The 15,678-nt window shown below is 37.6% G+C and carries 15 protein-coding genes; 3 read left to right on the top strand and 12 right to left on the bottom strand.

The window, feature by feature from the left end:
* Nucleotides 1–31: 31 nt before the first annotated feature.
* The 6 genes from H9N25_RS04790 to H9N25_RS04770 all read right to left on the bottom strand — a co-directional run bounded on the left by H9N25_RS04790 (nt 32) and on the right by H9N25_RS04770 (nt 6,348).
* The gene (locus H9N25_RS04790) at nt 32–796 is read right to left on the bottom strand and encodes an MBL fold metallo-hydrolase (RefSeq protein ID WP_190328119.1); all 765 of its coding nucleotides are present in this window, start codon (nt 794–796) and stop codon (nt 32–34) included.
* A 49-nt stretch (nt 797–845) separates the two neighbouring features.
* Nucleotides 846–1,118, bottom strand: a complete 273-nt coding sequence (locus H9N25_RS04785) for a hypothetical protein (protein WP_167293640.1) — start codon at nt 1,116–1,118, stop codon at nt 846–848.
* A gap of 780 nt (nt 1,119–1,898) precedes the next feature.
* Nucleotides 1,899–2,801: a right-handed parallel beta-helix repeat-containing protein gene (locus tag H9N25_RS04780; RefSeq protein ID WP_223833584.1), complete on the bottom strand. Its 903-nt coding sequence runs from the start codon at nt 2,799–2,801 to the stop codon at nt 1,899–1,901.
* A gap of 241 nt (nt 2,802–3,042) precedes the next feature.
* Complete coding sequence (locus H9N25_RS25195; protein ID WP_269076713.1) at nt 3,043–3,267, bottom strand: LolA family protein; 225 nt, start codon at nt 3,265–3,267, stop codon at nt 3,043–3,045.
* Nucleotides 3,264–3,692: a LolA family protein gene (locus H9N25_RS04775; RefSeq protein ID WP_269076712.1), complete on the bottom strand. Its 429-nt coding sequence runs from the start codon at nt 3,690–3,692 to the stop codon at nt 3,264–3,266. Before H9N25_RS04775 ends, H9N25_RS25195 begins: the two co-directional genes overlap by 4 nt.
* Before the next feature lie 61 nt (nt 3,693–3,753).
* A complete protein-coding gene (locus tag H9N25_RS04770) occupies nt 3,754–6,348 on the bottom strand; it encodes an FtsK/SpoIIIE family DNA translocase (RefSeq protein ID WP_167293638.1) in 2,595 nt (864 codons plus the stop codon).
* A gap of 1,832 nt (nt 6,349–8,180) precedes the next feature.
* Between H9N25_RS04770 and H9N25_RS04765 the strand changes: the two genes are divergently transcribed.
* On the top strand, nt 8,181–8,837 hold the full coding sequence (locus H9N25_RS04765) for an ankyrin repeat domain-containing protein (RefSeq protein ID WP_167293637.1): 657 nt from the start codon (nt 8,181–8,183) through the stop codon (nt 8,835–8,837).
* An 89-nt stretch (nt 8,838–8,926) separates the two neighbouring features.
* Here H9N25_RS04765 and H9N25_RS04760 read toward each other — a convergent pair whose 3' ends face one another.
* The 6 genes from H9N25_RS04760 to pyrF all read right to left on the bottom strand — a co-directional run bounded on the left by H9N25_RS04760 (nt 8,927) and on the right by pyrF (nt 12,602).
* Nucleotides 8,927–9,145, bottom strand: a complete 219-nt coding sequence (locus H9N25_RS04760) for a PspC family transcriptional regulator (protein WP_190328118.1) — start codon at nt 9,143–9,145, stop codon at nt 8,927–8,929.
* A 130-nt stretch (nt 9,146–9,275) separates the two neighbouring features.
* Nucleotides 9,276–9,491, bottom strand: a complete 216-nt coding sequence (locus tag H9N25_RS04755) for a hypothetical protein (protein WP_167293635.1) — start codon at nt 9,489–9,491, stop codon at nt 9,276–9,278.
* Between the two features lie 52 nt (nt 9,492–9,543).
* A complete protein-coding gene (locus H9N25_RS04750; protein WP_190328117.1) occupies nt 9,544–10,827 on the bottom strand; it encodes a DUF2851 family protein in 1,284 nt (427 codons plus the stop codon).
* Nucleotides 10,828–10,864: 37 nt separating this feature from the next.
* On the bottom strand, nt 10,865–11,131 hold the full coding sequence (locus H9N25_RS04745) for a hypothetical protein (protein WP_190328116.1): 267 nt from the start codon (nt 11,129–11,131) through the stop codon (nt 10,865–10,867).
* 47 nt (nt 11,132–11,178) lie between these two features.
* Entirely contained in the window at nt 11,179–11,433 is a 255-nt protein-coding gene (locus H9N25_RS04740; protein WP_190328115.1) for a hypothetical protein, read from the bottom strand.
* 338 nt (nt 11,434–11,771) lie between these two features.
* Nucleotides 11,772–12,602 (bottom strand): orotidine-5'-phosphate decarboxylase, encoded by an 831-nt coding sequence (pyrF, locus tag H9N25_RS04735; protein WP_167293631.1) that lies wholly within the window; start codon nt 12,600–12,602, stop codon nt 11,772–11,774.
* 426 nt (nt 12,603–13,028) lie between these two features.
* Between pyrF and rho the strand changes: the two genes are divergently transcribed.
* Both rho and pssA read left to right on the top strand, forming a co-directional pair.
* Nucleotides 13,029–14,759, top strand: coding sequence for a transcription termination factor Rho (gene rho / locus H9N25_RS04730; protein WP_169502042.1), 1,731 nt, complete (start codon nt 13,029–13,031; stop codon nt 14,757–14,759).
* A 65-nt stretch (nt 14,760–14,824) separates the two neighbouring features.
* Nucleotides 14,825–15,520: a CDP-diacylglycerol--serine O-phosphatidyltransferase gene (gene pssA / locus H9N25_RS04725; protein ID WP_190328114.1), complete on the top strand. Its 696-nt coding sequence runs from the start codon at nt 14,825–14,827 to the stop codon at nt 15,518–15,520.
* Nucleotides 15,521–15,678 lie beyond the last annotated feature (158 nt).

Genomic DNA, 15,678 nt, shown 5'->3' with positions numbered 1-15,678 from the left:
CAAACAAATGAAACTTTGACGTTAAATAACGCTAACATTCTAAACTAAGCCTATCGTAAGCCAACCTGATGTTCGATGGTAAATCTCTTTCTACATCGGCATGTTTACCCAGATTATGGCTGATGTGTGTAAGATAAGTGGTTTCTGCGCCAACCTTTTGCGCAAAGGCAATGGCCTCGCTTAAAGTAAAATGAGAAATATGTGGTTCTTTCTGCAAAGCATTAATTACCAGTATTTTTGTTCCCATTATTTTTTCGAAACTTTGTTCTGATATCGTTTTGGCATCGGTAATATAAGTAAAATCGCCAATTCTGTACCCTGTGATAGGCAATAAATGGTGCATCACTTCAAAAGGAATAATGGTACTTTCGCCAATTTTAAAATCTTCGCCATTGGTTACGGTGTGCAGATTAATCTGTGGCAAACCATGGTATTTGGTTTCAGCAAAGATGTAATAAAATTCTCTTTTCAATGCCGTTTGAACCCTGTCTGTTGCATAAACGTCAATTACCTTATGCAGCAGGTAATTAAACGGCCTGATATCATCTAAACCAGCAATATGGTCTTTGTGTTCGTGCGTAAACAATACCGCATCCAGGTCTTTTACCTTTTCGCGTAAAAGCTGGTAACGGAAATCAGGCCCACTATCTACCACAATGGTTTTATCGGCTGTTTCAATTAATATTGATGTCCGTAAGCGGTTATCTCTTTTATCAGCAGATAAACAAACTTCGCAATTACAAGCAATTACAGGAACGCCTTGTGATGTACCAGTACCTAAAAAAGTAACCTTCATCTGCTTAAACTTTCCTTTCTATAACTGTAATGCTGGAGTTGTATCTTCATTAAAATAATTCGGTTTGCTGTAAGGATAGGTAGAATTGGCGCTGTTTTTCTTCTAACAGGTTTTCATCTGTATTGGTTTGCTTAACCAAAGTTACCAATGCAGCAATTTTTCCTTCCAGATTTGAAAATTTATTGACTACAACAACTTTATTGTGCTCGAGCAGGCAAGAACCTGTTTTAAAGTTCCCTTTCTCGTAACGAACCTTATAACCCATAGCAAAAAGCAGGGCTTCTAATTTCTCTAAAGTATGGTTTGTTAGTGGCAATGACATTGGAAACAAACTTAGATAAATCTGCGCAGCATTCATAAACACATGATGAAAAATTTATCAACCACTATGTTCATTTCTAAAACATGTAGAAAATCAGGGCTCTGGATCAATCGGTTACGAATTCCTATAATCCGATTTACTAATCCCTATCAATGACAGACTCCAATAGAGGGGTCGTCTCTCCCGCGCAGGCCTATCGTGTGGACACATCTACATTACCTGTATTTGTTTTTAGCATATATTCTTAAGGCGATCGTGTTCAATTCTTTTGAAAGCTTTGAATCATTGTTTATGAACACAAAACCACTGCGTTTCAGGTTTGTTAGTGCCAATTTACCTGAACTGCACCTGTTTTTTTTGATTTCTCTGGCTCTTGGGATTGACGGCGTTCTTCGCTAAAACCTGTGTGTTATTAAAGCAAGCTAGTGTGACGCTTAAACTATTCTCAAAAAAGAAGTACTCCACATAGCAGAATTTAAATCGGTGCCATAGCGAATGGCTGGACTGGTGTAACCTAAAGATTACTGCAACTGCTTTTCAAAAAAAGCAATATGTCTTCCATGAATTTAATTAAAAGTCTACAACACTAAATAGATGCTGACCGCGAAGTAACTATTGGCTCTTTAAATCAGATAGGAACACGCTAATAAAATATAGCTATCGGATCAGCATAACGATATAGGTAAAAAACTTTCTTCAAAACACAAAAGGCTCAGTTGTTATCAATTGAACCTTTTGTATTAGTACCTCTATTACCTGGTTTAAATTAAAAATCCTGTACTAGTAAATCCTGTAAAAAAGAGCATTAACATTACCTGTTCCGCCACTGCCTGTAGTGGTAATGTGACCGGTATTTCCGTTACCATCATAACCGCTCCCTTTATTATTACTTGAAGTACAATTAGTAACTGTATGCGGTACATTTTGCCCTGCACTACCCAACTTAAATCCATTACCATCGCCATTGGCCCCATACCCGTTATTGGTGGCAGTGCAATTGGTAATCGTAACAGTATAGGGTTGCCCATAAAGATCCCATCCGTCATCTGAGTTATGATATGCGTTGCAATGGTCAAACTGATTGCTTACCCCTGCCGAAAGTTTACAGGCAAAACCATCTGCATTTTCGCCCCCATTGGCTACATCATAATTATCAAATGAGGTACAATAACTGATGTTGTTGTGGTGCGATCCGTTATAAATCTGCAAACCTGAATCTTGATTACCAGAGGTAGTTACATTATAAACATAATTATAACCTCCAGTTTGGAACACAATACCACAATCGGGTGCATTTTTAATGGTCATATTGGTAATGTTCCAATAACTGCCATTCACTTTTACACCCCAGTTTCCGGCCGGAATGCCCGAGCAGTTTAAAACACCACCTGTAAAGTTAATTTTTGAGCTGGCTGTCCCACTTTTTAACAGTTGAAGTGTACTGGTTAGATTAATTGTTCCACTAATCGTGATAATGTCTCCAGCCTGTGCATTGGCTATGGCTGCTTTTAGTGCAGCCTCGGTACTTACCGTAGTACTAACCCTTGTTACAGAGGTTGCTGATGTGTTTGCAGAAACCGTTGATAGACCGTTACTGCTTTCTGAACTGAATTCGATTTCATTTTTGCTATTTAGAAGCGCAATGGCCATCCCTAGCACAAGGATACTTGAGTTCTTTTTCATGTTTTAGATTTTATATTTGGTTATGATATTGACATGAAATTAATCACAAAAAGACACAATAGCCATTAAAACCATGTTTTTGTGTGCAAACGTTCCCGGAAAACATTTGTAAACATAAACAGTCAAAACACAAATATTACTCATATAATGATCCGCTGATTTTTTTTTTGCACACAAAAAAAGGTTCAGCTGTTTCCAACTGAACCTTTCAGGTTTCATCCCGCCTTGGCGGTAATAACAATTATCTTAAATCTACCACTTCTACACCAGGATATTTTTTGGCATCGAAAGCAAAGGTAGTTTCCGGTACATTTACATTTGGCGAAAAAGTTTTCACATTGTAAGTGTATTTGTTTCCATTTTTATCGAACAACACCACGTTTGCAATTTGTTTAGCTGTTTTATCGATACTTAAACGTACTTTAAAAATCGATTTTTTAGCATCTACAGGAGTTAAATCGATCATTTGATAAGTTTTACCCCTACTTTTTCATCGCCGGTATAAACGTATTTAAATCCTTTCTCATAAACAGTGAAAATTTTAGCAGGGTTAATGGCATCGCCACTGTTATCTACATTACTTACCTGCACTTCTTTGTCTTTTTTCAAATAAGTCCATTGGCTTTTACCATCACTAAACAATTCCTGGTTAGTCATGGCTACTTTATACTTATTAGAGTTCGCTTTAACATACAAAGTACCTTGCTGGGTTTCTTTTACTTTTGCCTTTGGGTTATCCAAAGTGAAGGTAAAATCTGTTTTAACTACATTATACGATTTGTATTTTTTACTCACCTCCGCTAAAATGGCTTTAGCTTTCGCATCAGTTTGAGCATAAGTTGAAGTTGTAAAAGCAACTACAACCATTAATGCCGAAATTAATTTCTTCATCTTTTCTTTTTTAAATTTTTCCTTTGAAACGTTAGAGTAGATTATTGTTAAATGGTTTAATCTAGTCCTTGTCATCCATACTATTCAAGAACTGTTCCAAAGAATATTCATCCGGGTACAAAACTTCGCGCGCCTTACTTCCTTCAAACGGACCAACAATACCCGCAGCCTCTAGTTGATCGATAATGCGGCCAGCCCTGTTGTAGCCTAATTTTAGTTTGCGTTGTATTAAGGATGTAGAGCCCTGCTGATGCATCACAATCAGTCTGGCTGCATCTTCAAAGAACTTATCGCGTTCATTAGGGTCAAAATCGGCTTTACTGCCCTCTCCTGCTTCATCTATATATTCAGGCAGTTGGTAAGCATCAGCATAACCGCGTTGGTTACCAATGTATTCAGAAATGCGGTCTACCTCAGGTGTATCAACGAAAGCACACTGTAGCCTGATTAAGTCGCTACCTGTAGATAAAAGCATATCACCACGGCCAATTAACTGATCGGCGCCACCACTATCCAAAATGGTTCTTGAGTCGATTTTCGACAATACCCTAAAGGCTAACCTGGCCGGGAAGTTGGCTTTAATGGTACCTGTAATAATATTTACAGATGGACGCTGTGTGGCCAGAACCAAGTGAATACCAATAGCCCGGGCTAATTGTGCCAAACGTGCAATTGGTGCCTCCACCTCTTTACCTGCTGTCATCATTAAATCGGCAAACTCATCAACCACTAAAACAATGAAAGGTAAAAAGCGGTGCCCGTTATTTGGATTAAGCTTGCGTTTAACAAATTTATCGTTGTATTCTTTTAAATTCCTAACCTGCGCATCTTTCAACAAATCGTAACGCTGATCCATTTCGATACAAAGTGAGTTTAGCGTATTTACAACTTTTTTGGTATCTGTAATAATGGCATCGGCCTCGCCCGGAAGTTTAGCTAAAAAGTGCCTTTCAATACGGTTAAACAGCGTTAACTCTACTTTCTTTGGATCAACAAGCACGAATTTTAACTGCGCGGGGTGTTTTTTAAACAATAGCGAAACCAGAATGGCATTAATACCCACCGATTTACCCTGACCGGTTGCCCCTGCCACCAGTAAGTGAGGCATTTTAGCCAAATCGGCAATAAACACCTCGTTACTAATGGTTTTACCTAACGCAATAGGCAAATCCATAGTGGTTTGGCTCCATTTTTCGGTATTTAGAATGCTCCGCATGGGCACCATTTCAGGGTGTTGGTTCGGCACCTCGATACCAATGGTACCTTTACCAGGCATTGGTGCAATAATACGGATACCTAAGGCCGCTAACGAAAGTGCAATATCATCCTCCAGGTTTTTAATTTTCGAAATCCTTACCCCAGGGGCCGGAATAATTTCGTAAAGGGTAACCGTTGGGCCAATGGTTGCCTTAATCTTATCAATTTCAATATTGTAATGATTAAGCGTTTCTACAATTTTATTTTTATTGGCTTCCAATTCTTCGGCATTTACCGAAATTTTATTGGTGCCATAATTCTCGAGCAAATCTATTGTTGGGTATTTATAACCAGATAAATCTAGTTTTTCATCATAATTACCAAACTGTTCAACCAGATCATCCGATTTTTTATCTTCTTCAGTTTTTTCTATTGTAAAAGCGGGTTCCTTTTCGGTTTCAATTGGCGGTTCTACTACTAAAGGCAGTGATGAAGCTGCAGCAGTAGCCAGTGGCAAATTAGCAGCCAACGGGGATAATACCACAGGTGCTACAGTTTCTTCCTCTTCTTTTTCTTCATAACGACTTGGCTGCAATACGACGTTTTGTTGTTTACGTTCGTTACCTACAGGCTTATCGTGCACCGGAAATTCAATAGGTGCTGATGGTTCTTCTTCGAAAGTTTTGTTTTTTACTGCCTGTGCTCTAATATCGTTTACGTAATCTGGCGTTTCGTTATCGAGATAAACTTCTTTCGCTTTACGTTCCGGAAATTTAAAATCGATATTATAGGCAATGATTAGAATGGTTAATCCGGCAAAAGCAATTAATCCTGCAACACCAGCTGCGCCAATTTGGGCACTTAATAATTTATTGCTCCAATAACCAAACTCACCTTCTAAATAATGTGGCGATTCTGACCAAAAGCTATGTGCAAAACCTAAGGTTAACGAAATAAACAGTAAAAAGAAAAAGCTATAACCTAATGTTTTAGAGATAGAAAGGATTTTAACTTTAAACAATAAACGGTAGCCGATAATAAAAAAGGCCAAAACGAACAAAAAAGATGCAATACCAAACCATTCGTAAATAAACTGGTGCGATAACAAAGCACCAAACTTACCTAACCAGTTTTGAACCACAGGTATAGAAACACCTGCTTCCTTTAGTTCTTCTGCTGTTTTAAAAAGATTGCCCCAACCGCCGTTCGCATCGATTACATAACTCTGATCATCTTGCCAGGTAAATAAATACGAGGTAAAAGCAATTAAAAAATATAATGACAATATCACAAAAAACAGGCCTACAATTTTAACTGCACGCCCATCTGCCAAGTCGAAACTTGGCAAAAAATCTCTTTTTTCTTTCGGCTGCCTGCCTGATGATGACCTGCCGGGCGCACTTTCTGCACCTTTATCTCTGAATGTATTGGTTTTAAACTGGTTACCCCTTACCGACATTTTCTATCCTATAATAATTTAATATTGAACAAACTTAGATAAAACTGCGCAGCATTAACGAAAGCCTTACAAAAAAAATAATCACAAATTGTAACCACAGCTGTTATATACTTTCTACTATGCCTCCTCTTTTCAAAACAATGCATTAAACCCGAGGAAATATATCGTTATATCTTATTTTTTTAATGTGCCTTAAATTAAATAAAAATATTCATCAGGCATTAAACCTTAAACAGAAATTATTGTCTATTATTTTAACAACACACAAGTTGTTACGTTTTGTCAAATGAAACGGATTTTGTTTTAGGTTTTATCCCGTTTTGCCTGGAGAGGTTAAACGGGATTTTTTTGTTTATAGACCTCATAACCTCAGCCTGATTAATTTCTATTCATAGCGACCATTTTTAGCCATATCTGTCCGTAGAGTTCCGAAGGGCTCTACGGATTAATAATAGAAAAGAGTCTGTACTCGTTTTAATCGAGTTATAAACTCAATTTTATTCTTATATCCATAGAGACGCTATGCTTAACGCTACGGACAGAGCGGGGAAATACTAGGTGATTCAGCTCCTATTATTTTGAAAAGCAGGGTTCTGTGCACTTCGGTTGCGACCGTCCCGCTATCACTTCAAGTCCTCACTCATTCTTCGTTCCGGGCTTTTCGTTCTATCAGGTTTATTTAACCTGAGTCTGTAGTTCTTAAGGCTTAACGTGTCTGTCCGTAGAGTTCCGAAGGGCTCTACGGATTAATAATAGAAAAGAGTCTGTGACTCGTTTTAATCGAGTTTATAAACTCAATTTTATTCTTATATCCATAGAGATGCTATGCTTAACTCTACGGACAGAGCGGGAAAATACTAGGTGATTCAGTTCATATTATTTTGAAAAGCAGGGTTCTGTGCACTTCGGTTATAACCGTCCCGCTATCACTTCAAGTCCTCACTCATTCTTCGTTCCGGGCTTTTCGTTCTATCAGGTTTATTTAACCTGAGGCTGTAGTTCTTAGGGCTTAACGTGTCTGTCCGTAGAGTTCCGAAGGGCTCTACGGATTAATAATAGAAAAGAGTCTCTGACTCGTTTTAATCGAGTTTATAAACTCAATTTTATTCTTATATCCATAGAGACGCTATGCTTAACTCTACGGACAGAGCGGGGAAATACTAGGTGATTCAGCTCCTATTATTTTGAAAAGCAGGGTTCTGTGCACTTCGGTTGCGACCGTCCTGCTATCACTTCAAGTCCTCACTCATTCTTCGTTCCGGGCTTTTCGTTCTATCAGGTTTATTTAACCTGAGTCTGTAGTTCTTAGGGCTTAAATCTATATCTGTCCGTAGAGTTCCGAAGGGCTCTACGGATTAATAATAGAAAGAGTCTGTGACTCGTTTTAATCGAGTTATAAACTCAATTTTATTCTTATATCCATAGAGGCGCTATGCTTAACTCTACGGACAGAGCGGTTCGTTCCGGGCTTTTCGTTCTGTCAGGTTTATTTAACCTGAATCTGTAGTTCTTAGGGCTTAAATCTAATGGTTGCTAAGACAGTGGGTTTGCGTTAGGGATTGTAAGGGTTCAGTACCGATCTTTCATCGGTACCGGAGCGAAGCGCAGCCCTGCAAAGCCCGCCCCTTTCCCGTTTTTCACGGGATTGGGTAACGCCCAAATGGGTTAACAGCTTTCAGTTGGCAATTTTCGGCCGGTTGCTCATTTTTTTAGACATCATGTTTTTTGACCTCTGAGGTCTTGGTAGATTGCCTTACACTAAATATATTTAGGCATTAAAGTTTACAATTTCTTAATTTTTGTTAATTTAAAGCGATTTTTGAAACAATACTATGGGCATAGCGCAACTCGAAGAGCAAATTGAGGCTGGAAATTTACAAGCAGTAAAAGAAATTTTGGTAGAAAATCCAAAATTGGCAAATCTGGATACTTCTCATCACATTTCGCCGTTATTATTGGCTTGTTACTACAAAAAGCAAGAAATAGCCGACTTAATAGCTGAGTTTGTAGATAATTTAACCTTATTTGAAGCCTGTGCAGTTGGTAAATTCGATGCGGCTACCTTATTGATTTTTCAAAACCCCGAAAGTATAAACGATTTTTCTGAAGATGGCTTTACACCACTTGGTTTAGCCTGCTATTTCGGACATGAAGAATTAGCCCGTTTTCTGGTTTTAAAAGGTGCCGATGTTAACCTGGCATCAAAAAATGGCTTTAATGTATTTCCAATCCACTCAGCAGTGGCAGCTAATAATTTCAATATCACTAAAATGCTGTTAGATGCAGGCGCATACCCGAATGTTTGTCAGAAAGCAGGTTTAGCCCCATTACATACTGCTGCACAATTGGGAAATATCGAATTGATTATTTTACTGTTAGAACACGGCGCAGAGGTTTCTTTACGCATGGAAGGCGGAAAACTGCCAGCAGATTTAGCCGCAGAAAAAGGCTTTAACGAAATTGCAGAAATTTTAAGAGATGATGATTAATTCAGTTATCAGTTCGTAGTTCACAGTTTAATCAACGACAAACCGGATACTGTTAACTGCCTACTGAATACTGTTAACTGCCAACTGAACTATTCCCATATCCGCAACCGCATTCTTTTCATATACGTCCTGATATCTAGCACAACAGCTGCCAAAAAATAAAATAATATTGGAAAACCTACCGCCAAAAACGACGAATAAATAAAAAACAGGCGCACTTTAGCGATACTCATATTCAGCTTATTGGCCAAATAGGTAGAAACTCCAAAACTCTGCTGTTCAAAATAAGTTATAATCTTCTGTAACATTTTAAGCTTATTTTAAAAATCTTAATCGCAAGCACGAAACAAAATTATCCAAACCCAAAACCGTCATTTGATTTCAGCATCTAATTTAGCAAATTTAATTGGTTAAATTTTAATCGCAAATCATACTCATTTATTCTAAAACCAATTTTTCGAAATCCTGTTTATCTTCGTGTTTAATAAAAAGTGTTTGTTGCTCTTCCAGTCCCGAAAACTTTTTGATCAGTTCTACCTTAAATTTATGGATATCTACATCTTTATTTAAAATAACAGTTAAGGCATCGGCATTCCCCCTAACCTCAATAATCTGATTAGGATATAGTTCTTTTAGCTCGTGTGGAAATTCCATAATATAAAAACGAATTATAGGGTAGAAAGTTTTACTGGAAATCAGTATCTGGTTAGTTCTGTTTTAAAATTTTAATTCCAATACCGCAAGATAGGCATTTTTTTTCATCGCAATATTGCTTTTTTAGCTGTAAAATTCCCTGAGAGGCAAATGCGTTCGCTACCCTCACCCCAGCTTCTGTAAATTTATCAGTAATTGCATTTTGTTCAGGAGGCAAACTTTCTAACAGTTTTATTGCCCTACTGATAAAATATTGTGTTGCTGTATGTTTCCCATAAGCGAATAAAAACAAGGCTACGGTATTTAACAACACATTATCTACAGATGTTTTCCCGATCTGGATATTTACCGAGGAGGTTACTTTTTTAAAATGATAATGTGTTCTCCAATAATCATTTACTGGCAGATTTTCAAATAACGCACGCAGCTCAGCCACATTCTTTATTTCCATAATTTTAGAAAAAAGATGATTGGCTTTTATAATTAATGCTGCAAATTGTGCCAAACGGATGGTTGGAAAGTTTTGAGGACGCATGCGCATAAATTTCCACAATGAAACGTCAACGGGCGTAGTATTGTATTTCTTTTGGAGAAACTGAAATTCGGCTTTTAACTTTTGGGGATATTCTTCTTCAAAATAATCATTTAAAAATCCTGCAGCACCAAAAACCAATGCTTCTATCTGATATGGATTGTTTTTATGCCTGGCATAAATATGCTGCGGAACTGCTTTGGCAAACAGCTCAAAAGGCAGAGCATTTATTTTGAATCCGAAATTACGTGCTATAAAACGGTAGAAAGTCTCATCCCAATTCCCCTTTAATTCGTTTAAAGTTTCTGTAACCGCATTTGTTTTCTGCTCAAAACGTTCAAGCAAGGTTCTTGATAAAAAAGAATCAACAATTAACCCATCTACCCTTCCTATTTGAGCGATGCAAGGAAAATCGGTTAAGGTGAGAAAGAGATTTTCGTACTTTCTGATCAGATCATTAGAAATGCGGCTCTTCAATTCCAGAACTGGTAAAACCGATCCATCCATCCTGGTTATTTCAGCATCATGCTCATAAACTACATGCAAGATTACATTTTCATATCCTGGGTTAACCTGGTGGTTGTGTTTTAACCAATCAGACGATTTTAAGTGAATTTCTACATTTCCCGCCCAGGTGGTATTTCCAATTTCGATTTTTGCATGAAAAAAATCGGGACCAGCATTTTTGTTGAGCAGGCCTGGGTTTATGATTTTCAGATTTTCGCCACACGTGGTTTGCAGATCGTTAAAATCAAACGATCTGAACTGCCATACATAATGAAGAAAATCTTCCGGAAAATTCATTCTTGAAGATAATGAATTTTATTTGGCTATAACTAATTTATAAGTTTAAATTTTGAGCTTCTTTGGAGTAGTTGTTAAAAACATAGGTAACCAAATTACGATCTTCACTTTTTTCGAATACAAAGTACCAGGTTGTTTTTTGACTAATATTAAAATGAATTAGCCATCTGCCATGATGAGAAATAGCTTTCGGAGCAATGTAATATTGCTTCTTCACGATTTTGCTTTCAGCAATATCAATCAATCTGATAACGTAATCTATAGCACTTTCGCGGATACTGAAATAGTTTTCGTAAAAAAGCACATCAACCAGTTCGTTAAGTTAAATCAGAACCGGGGGACTGAAGCGTACTATTTCCAAGGCAAGGTATTAATATGCTGAATGGCTGCTGCTTTAAATTCAGAAGTCGATAAACTTTCCTTCCACTTCGCATCAAAAGATGTATACGTTGCGGGTGTCTTTATATAAGCTACCTGCTCTTCATTAACCACTGGAAGCTGGCCCTGATTTAATACTTGCATCAGTTCTTTTTTTTCGGCAGCTGAAAGTTTTTTTACATGCTCAAGTAATGACTTAAAGTCCATATTATCAAAAGGGTTCGTCATAGGCCAGGTCTAAACAATTAAATATAAGGATTTTTACGCAAAAAAAGCAATTAACCTAATCAAATATTAGTACATCATGCATTTCGATAATTACAATTAACCTATTCATTATGCAACTTAGGCCATTTGCATTGCCATTTAGTAAGGCCAAAGCATTGTATCTCTGTCTCAACTAAAATCAGGGCTAACATCCGATAGTTATCCTACTGTGTGGACACATATTCCCAAGGCGATGATCATGCTGTCCCGAATCTTCGGGCTCAGCATCCTATCGCTAACAACACCCTGAAATAAATTACCCCTGGTGAGCTCGCTAGCCTAATAAAATATAAAATTAATTACACAAGTTCTGCCTTAACCAAAATCTGCTCCATTTCCTGTTGTAGTTTTAAGGCCTCTTCCCTGGCTCTTTCAGCAAAGTCTTCGCCCTGGCCAGCGTAAATAATTCCTCTTGAAGAGTTGATCAATAATCCACATTGCGAATTTAATCCATATTTACACACTTCACCTAAATCTCCACCTTGTGCACCAACTCCTGGTACCAAAAGAAAGTGATCTGGTGCCAGTTTACGTACATCGCCAAACGCCGCGCCACGTGTTGCACCTACCACATACATCATCTGCTCATCAGTTGCCCAGGCTTGCGAGGTTTTAATCACTTTTTCGAAGAGTCTGTCTTCCCCAACTTCCTGCAATTGAAAATCGGCATGCCCCATATTTGAGGTTAAAGCCAATAGAATTACCCATTTATCTTTAAAAGTTAAAAATGGTGTTACCGAATCGCTACCCATATAAGGTGCAACGGTAACCGAATCGAAACTCATCTCAGACGATGCTGCATTAAAAAATGTTTCGGCATACATGGCAGAGGTATTTCCAATGTCGCCACGTTTAGCATCCGCAATAGAAAAAATATCTTCTGGAATATATTTCCAGGTTTCGGTTAAGGTTTCCCAACCTTTTTTGCCGTAACACTCATAAAAAGCAGTATTGGGTTTATAAGCTACACACAAATCTTTCGTGGCATCGATAATCTGTTTATTGAATTCCAGAATTGGATTTTCATACTTTAACAAATGTTTTGGTATCTTATCTAACGAAGAATCTAATCCGACACATAAAAATGAACGTTTTTTTTGTATCTGCTCGAAAAGTTGCTGCTTGGTCATATATGGGCTTATTTGCTGCAAATATGAAGATTTTTAAGTTTTCTGAGCGATAAAATAATGTGCACATTAATTATTTTTATAAACATTTTAAACTTTTGCTTGCAGATTACGTTTCAAATACATACAATTGCACCATAATTTCTCAACCGTTTATCTGAATATCCCAGAAAAATTTATCAAGACTTGTTTTTTGTTACCATTTTTTAAAAGCAAATATTGCTTTTTATTCAGCTTGTAAACAATTATGAAACAATTTGAGCATTATCCCTAATGAACTCATTTAATGTTTTATAGCCTTAAGAATTTATACGTAATGAAAAGCCGGGCTTACACTAACACAAATATTTTTTAAGCCTGTGCAAGATTTATAACAGAAAACATCCGTTATAAACAAATGAAAAATTTCTTGAAACATATATATTTAGAATGTTTAGTAAAACAGAATTAAATGATAAGCTCACAACAGAATTACGTGAGCTAGCAAAAAGCTATGGCATTGAAGGTGCCGACTCCCTAAGAAAAATCGACCTTGTTGAAGTCCTTTTACACCAACAAGAAATTATAAATGCCGCTAAAGCTGGTGCAGATCCTTATAGCGAAATTGAACCTATAGCAGCTACTCCTGCGCCTAAAACTAAAGCTGCAAAAGCCCCAAAAGTTACGGCAGCAGCATCTACAGTAGTAGCCGATAAGCCCGATGCAACTACAGCTGATAAGCCTGTTAAAAAAAGAGCGAGGTTAACAAAAGCGGAACCTGTAACAGCAATTGAAAAGAGAAGAGATGCTGTAACATTATTTGACGAACCTCAGCACCAACAACAGCCAGAAAGACAACCCGACAGAATTGTTGAAGCTGAAGAAAGTGTAAAACCAATCTCAGCTTTAATAGAAGAAAGTGCAGAAGTACTTCCGGTAGCGCCAAAACAAAAACAAGAGCCTAAAGAAAAGCAGGAAAAACCGCAGCGCGATGAAAATCGCCAGCAAAAACAACCAGGCGGAGGCAATCACCACAAAAACGAAAACAGTTACTCCAACCTGGATTTCGATAACGTAATTACAAATGAGGGTGTTTTAGAAATTATGCCTGATGGTTATGGTTTCTTGCGTTCGGCAGATTACAACTACTTAACTTCTCCTGATGATATTTATGTATCTCAGTCTCAAATAAAACTTTTTGGATTAAAAACCGGTGATACGGTAAAAGGGAGCATCCGTCCGCCAAAAGAGGGTGAAAAATATTTCCCTTTGGTTCGGGTAGAAACCATTAACGGCAGAATCCCTGCTGAGGTTCGCGACCGTGTTCCTTTTGATTATTTAACGCCACTTTTCCCAACCGAAAGATTAAACCTATTTACGGATACAAACAATTATTCTACCCGTATTATGGATTTATTTACACCGATTGGTAAAGGACAGCGTGGTTTAATTGTTGCACAGCCTAAAACTGGTAAAACCAATTTATTGAAAGAAGTGGCTAATGCAATTGCTAAAAACCACCCTGAAGTTTATTTAATTATCTTATTAATTGATGAGCGCCCTGAAGAGGTTACCGATATGGCCCGAAGTGTAAGAGCTGAGGTAATTGCCTCAACTTTCGATGAGCCAGCTGAACGTCATGTTAAAATTGCCAACATTGTTTTAGAAAAATCGAAACGCCTGGTAGAAAGCGGACATGATGTAGTAATCCTTTTAGATTCGATTACACGCTTGGCGAGAGCGTATAACACTACAGCGCCTGCATCAGGTAAAATATTATCAGGTGGTGTTGATGCCAACGCTTTACACAAACCAAAACGTTTCTTCGGTGCGGCCCGCAACATCGAAAACGGTGGTTCATTAACCATTTTGGCTACTGCATTAACCGATACAGGTTCTAAAATGGATGAGGTGATCTTTGAAGAATTTAAAGGAACCGGTAACATGGAGCTTCAGTTGGATCGTAAATTATCGAACAAACGTATCTTCCCAGCTATCGATATTACGGCATCAAGCACCCGTCGCGATGATTTATTGCACGACAGGGATACATTACAGCGCGTATGGATATTACGTAACCACCTTGCTGATATGAATAGCCAGGAAGCGATGGAATTTGTTCAATCTCAAATAAAAGGGACAAAAAGTAACGAAGAGTTCTTAATTTCGATGAACAGCTAAATAAGTTTAGCGTTTGGGGTTTGGAGTAATGCGTTTCAAACCCCATGCGTTTAGCGCCTAACCCCATGCTTAAAAAAAATATCCCTAATGCGATTACCTGTGCAAACCTTTTATCTGGTTGTATCGGAATCGTTTTTGCATTTAAAGGCAATTTAGAAACCGCAGCTTATTTCGTTATTTTCTCCGGAATTTTCGATTTTTTTGATGGCATGGTTGCCCGCTTATTAAATGTTAAATCTGCAATAGGAAAAGACCTGGATTCTTTGGCTGATATGGTAAGTTTTGGGTTCTTGCCAGGTGTAATGATGTTCCATCTTTTAAAAGGAAGTGATTATTCATCAGATTACCTTCCATATTTTGGTTTTTTAATCACTATTTTTTCCGCCTTGCGCTTGGCCAAATTTAACAATGACGAAAGGCAAACAGAAGATTTTATTGGCTTAAATACACCAATGAATACCTTGTTTATCTGTTCGTTGCCGTTTATTGCCAACGATTATCCGCAGGTTATTGCTTCCAGCATTTTGCTGATTGCCATTACAGCAGTTACAAGCTTCTTACTGGTGAGCGAAATCAAAATATTCTCTTTAAAATTCAGCGATTTAAGCTGGGCGAAAAATAAAATCAAATTTATTTTCCTTATCCTATCGGCAATACTAATTGCTTTTCTAAAATTTGCGGCAATCCCTTTTGTTTTGGTGCTGTATATTGCTTTGTCTTTTCTGCATTTTAAGGGAGCAACCCCAAATAAATCAATATGAATGACAAGGAATTTTAATGAATTAATATATTGCGTGGAATCGTCATTCCCTCCAAAGGAGTTCCTTTGGAACAACTTGATTGGGAATCGTAATGCAATAGGCTTTAAGATCCCCGCCTGCGCGGGAATGACGACCTTATATTTGAATCAATGATAATT

Origin of the sequence: Pedobacter riviphilus, assembly GCF_014692875.1 — a bacterium.
Lineage (GTDB): Bacteria > Bacteroidota > Bacteroidia > Sphingobacteriales > Sphingobacteriaceae > Pedobacter > Pedobacter riviphilus.
This window is presented reverse-complemented; position numbering and strand designations above follow the sequence as displayed.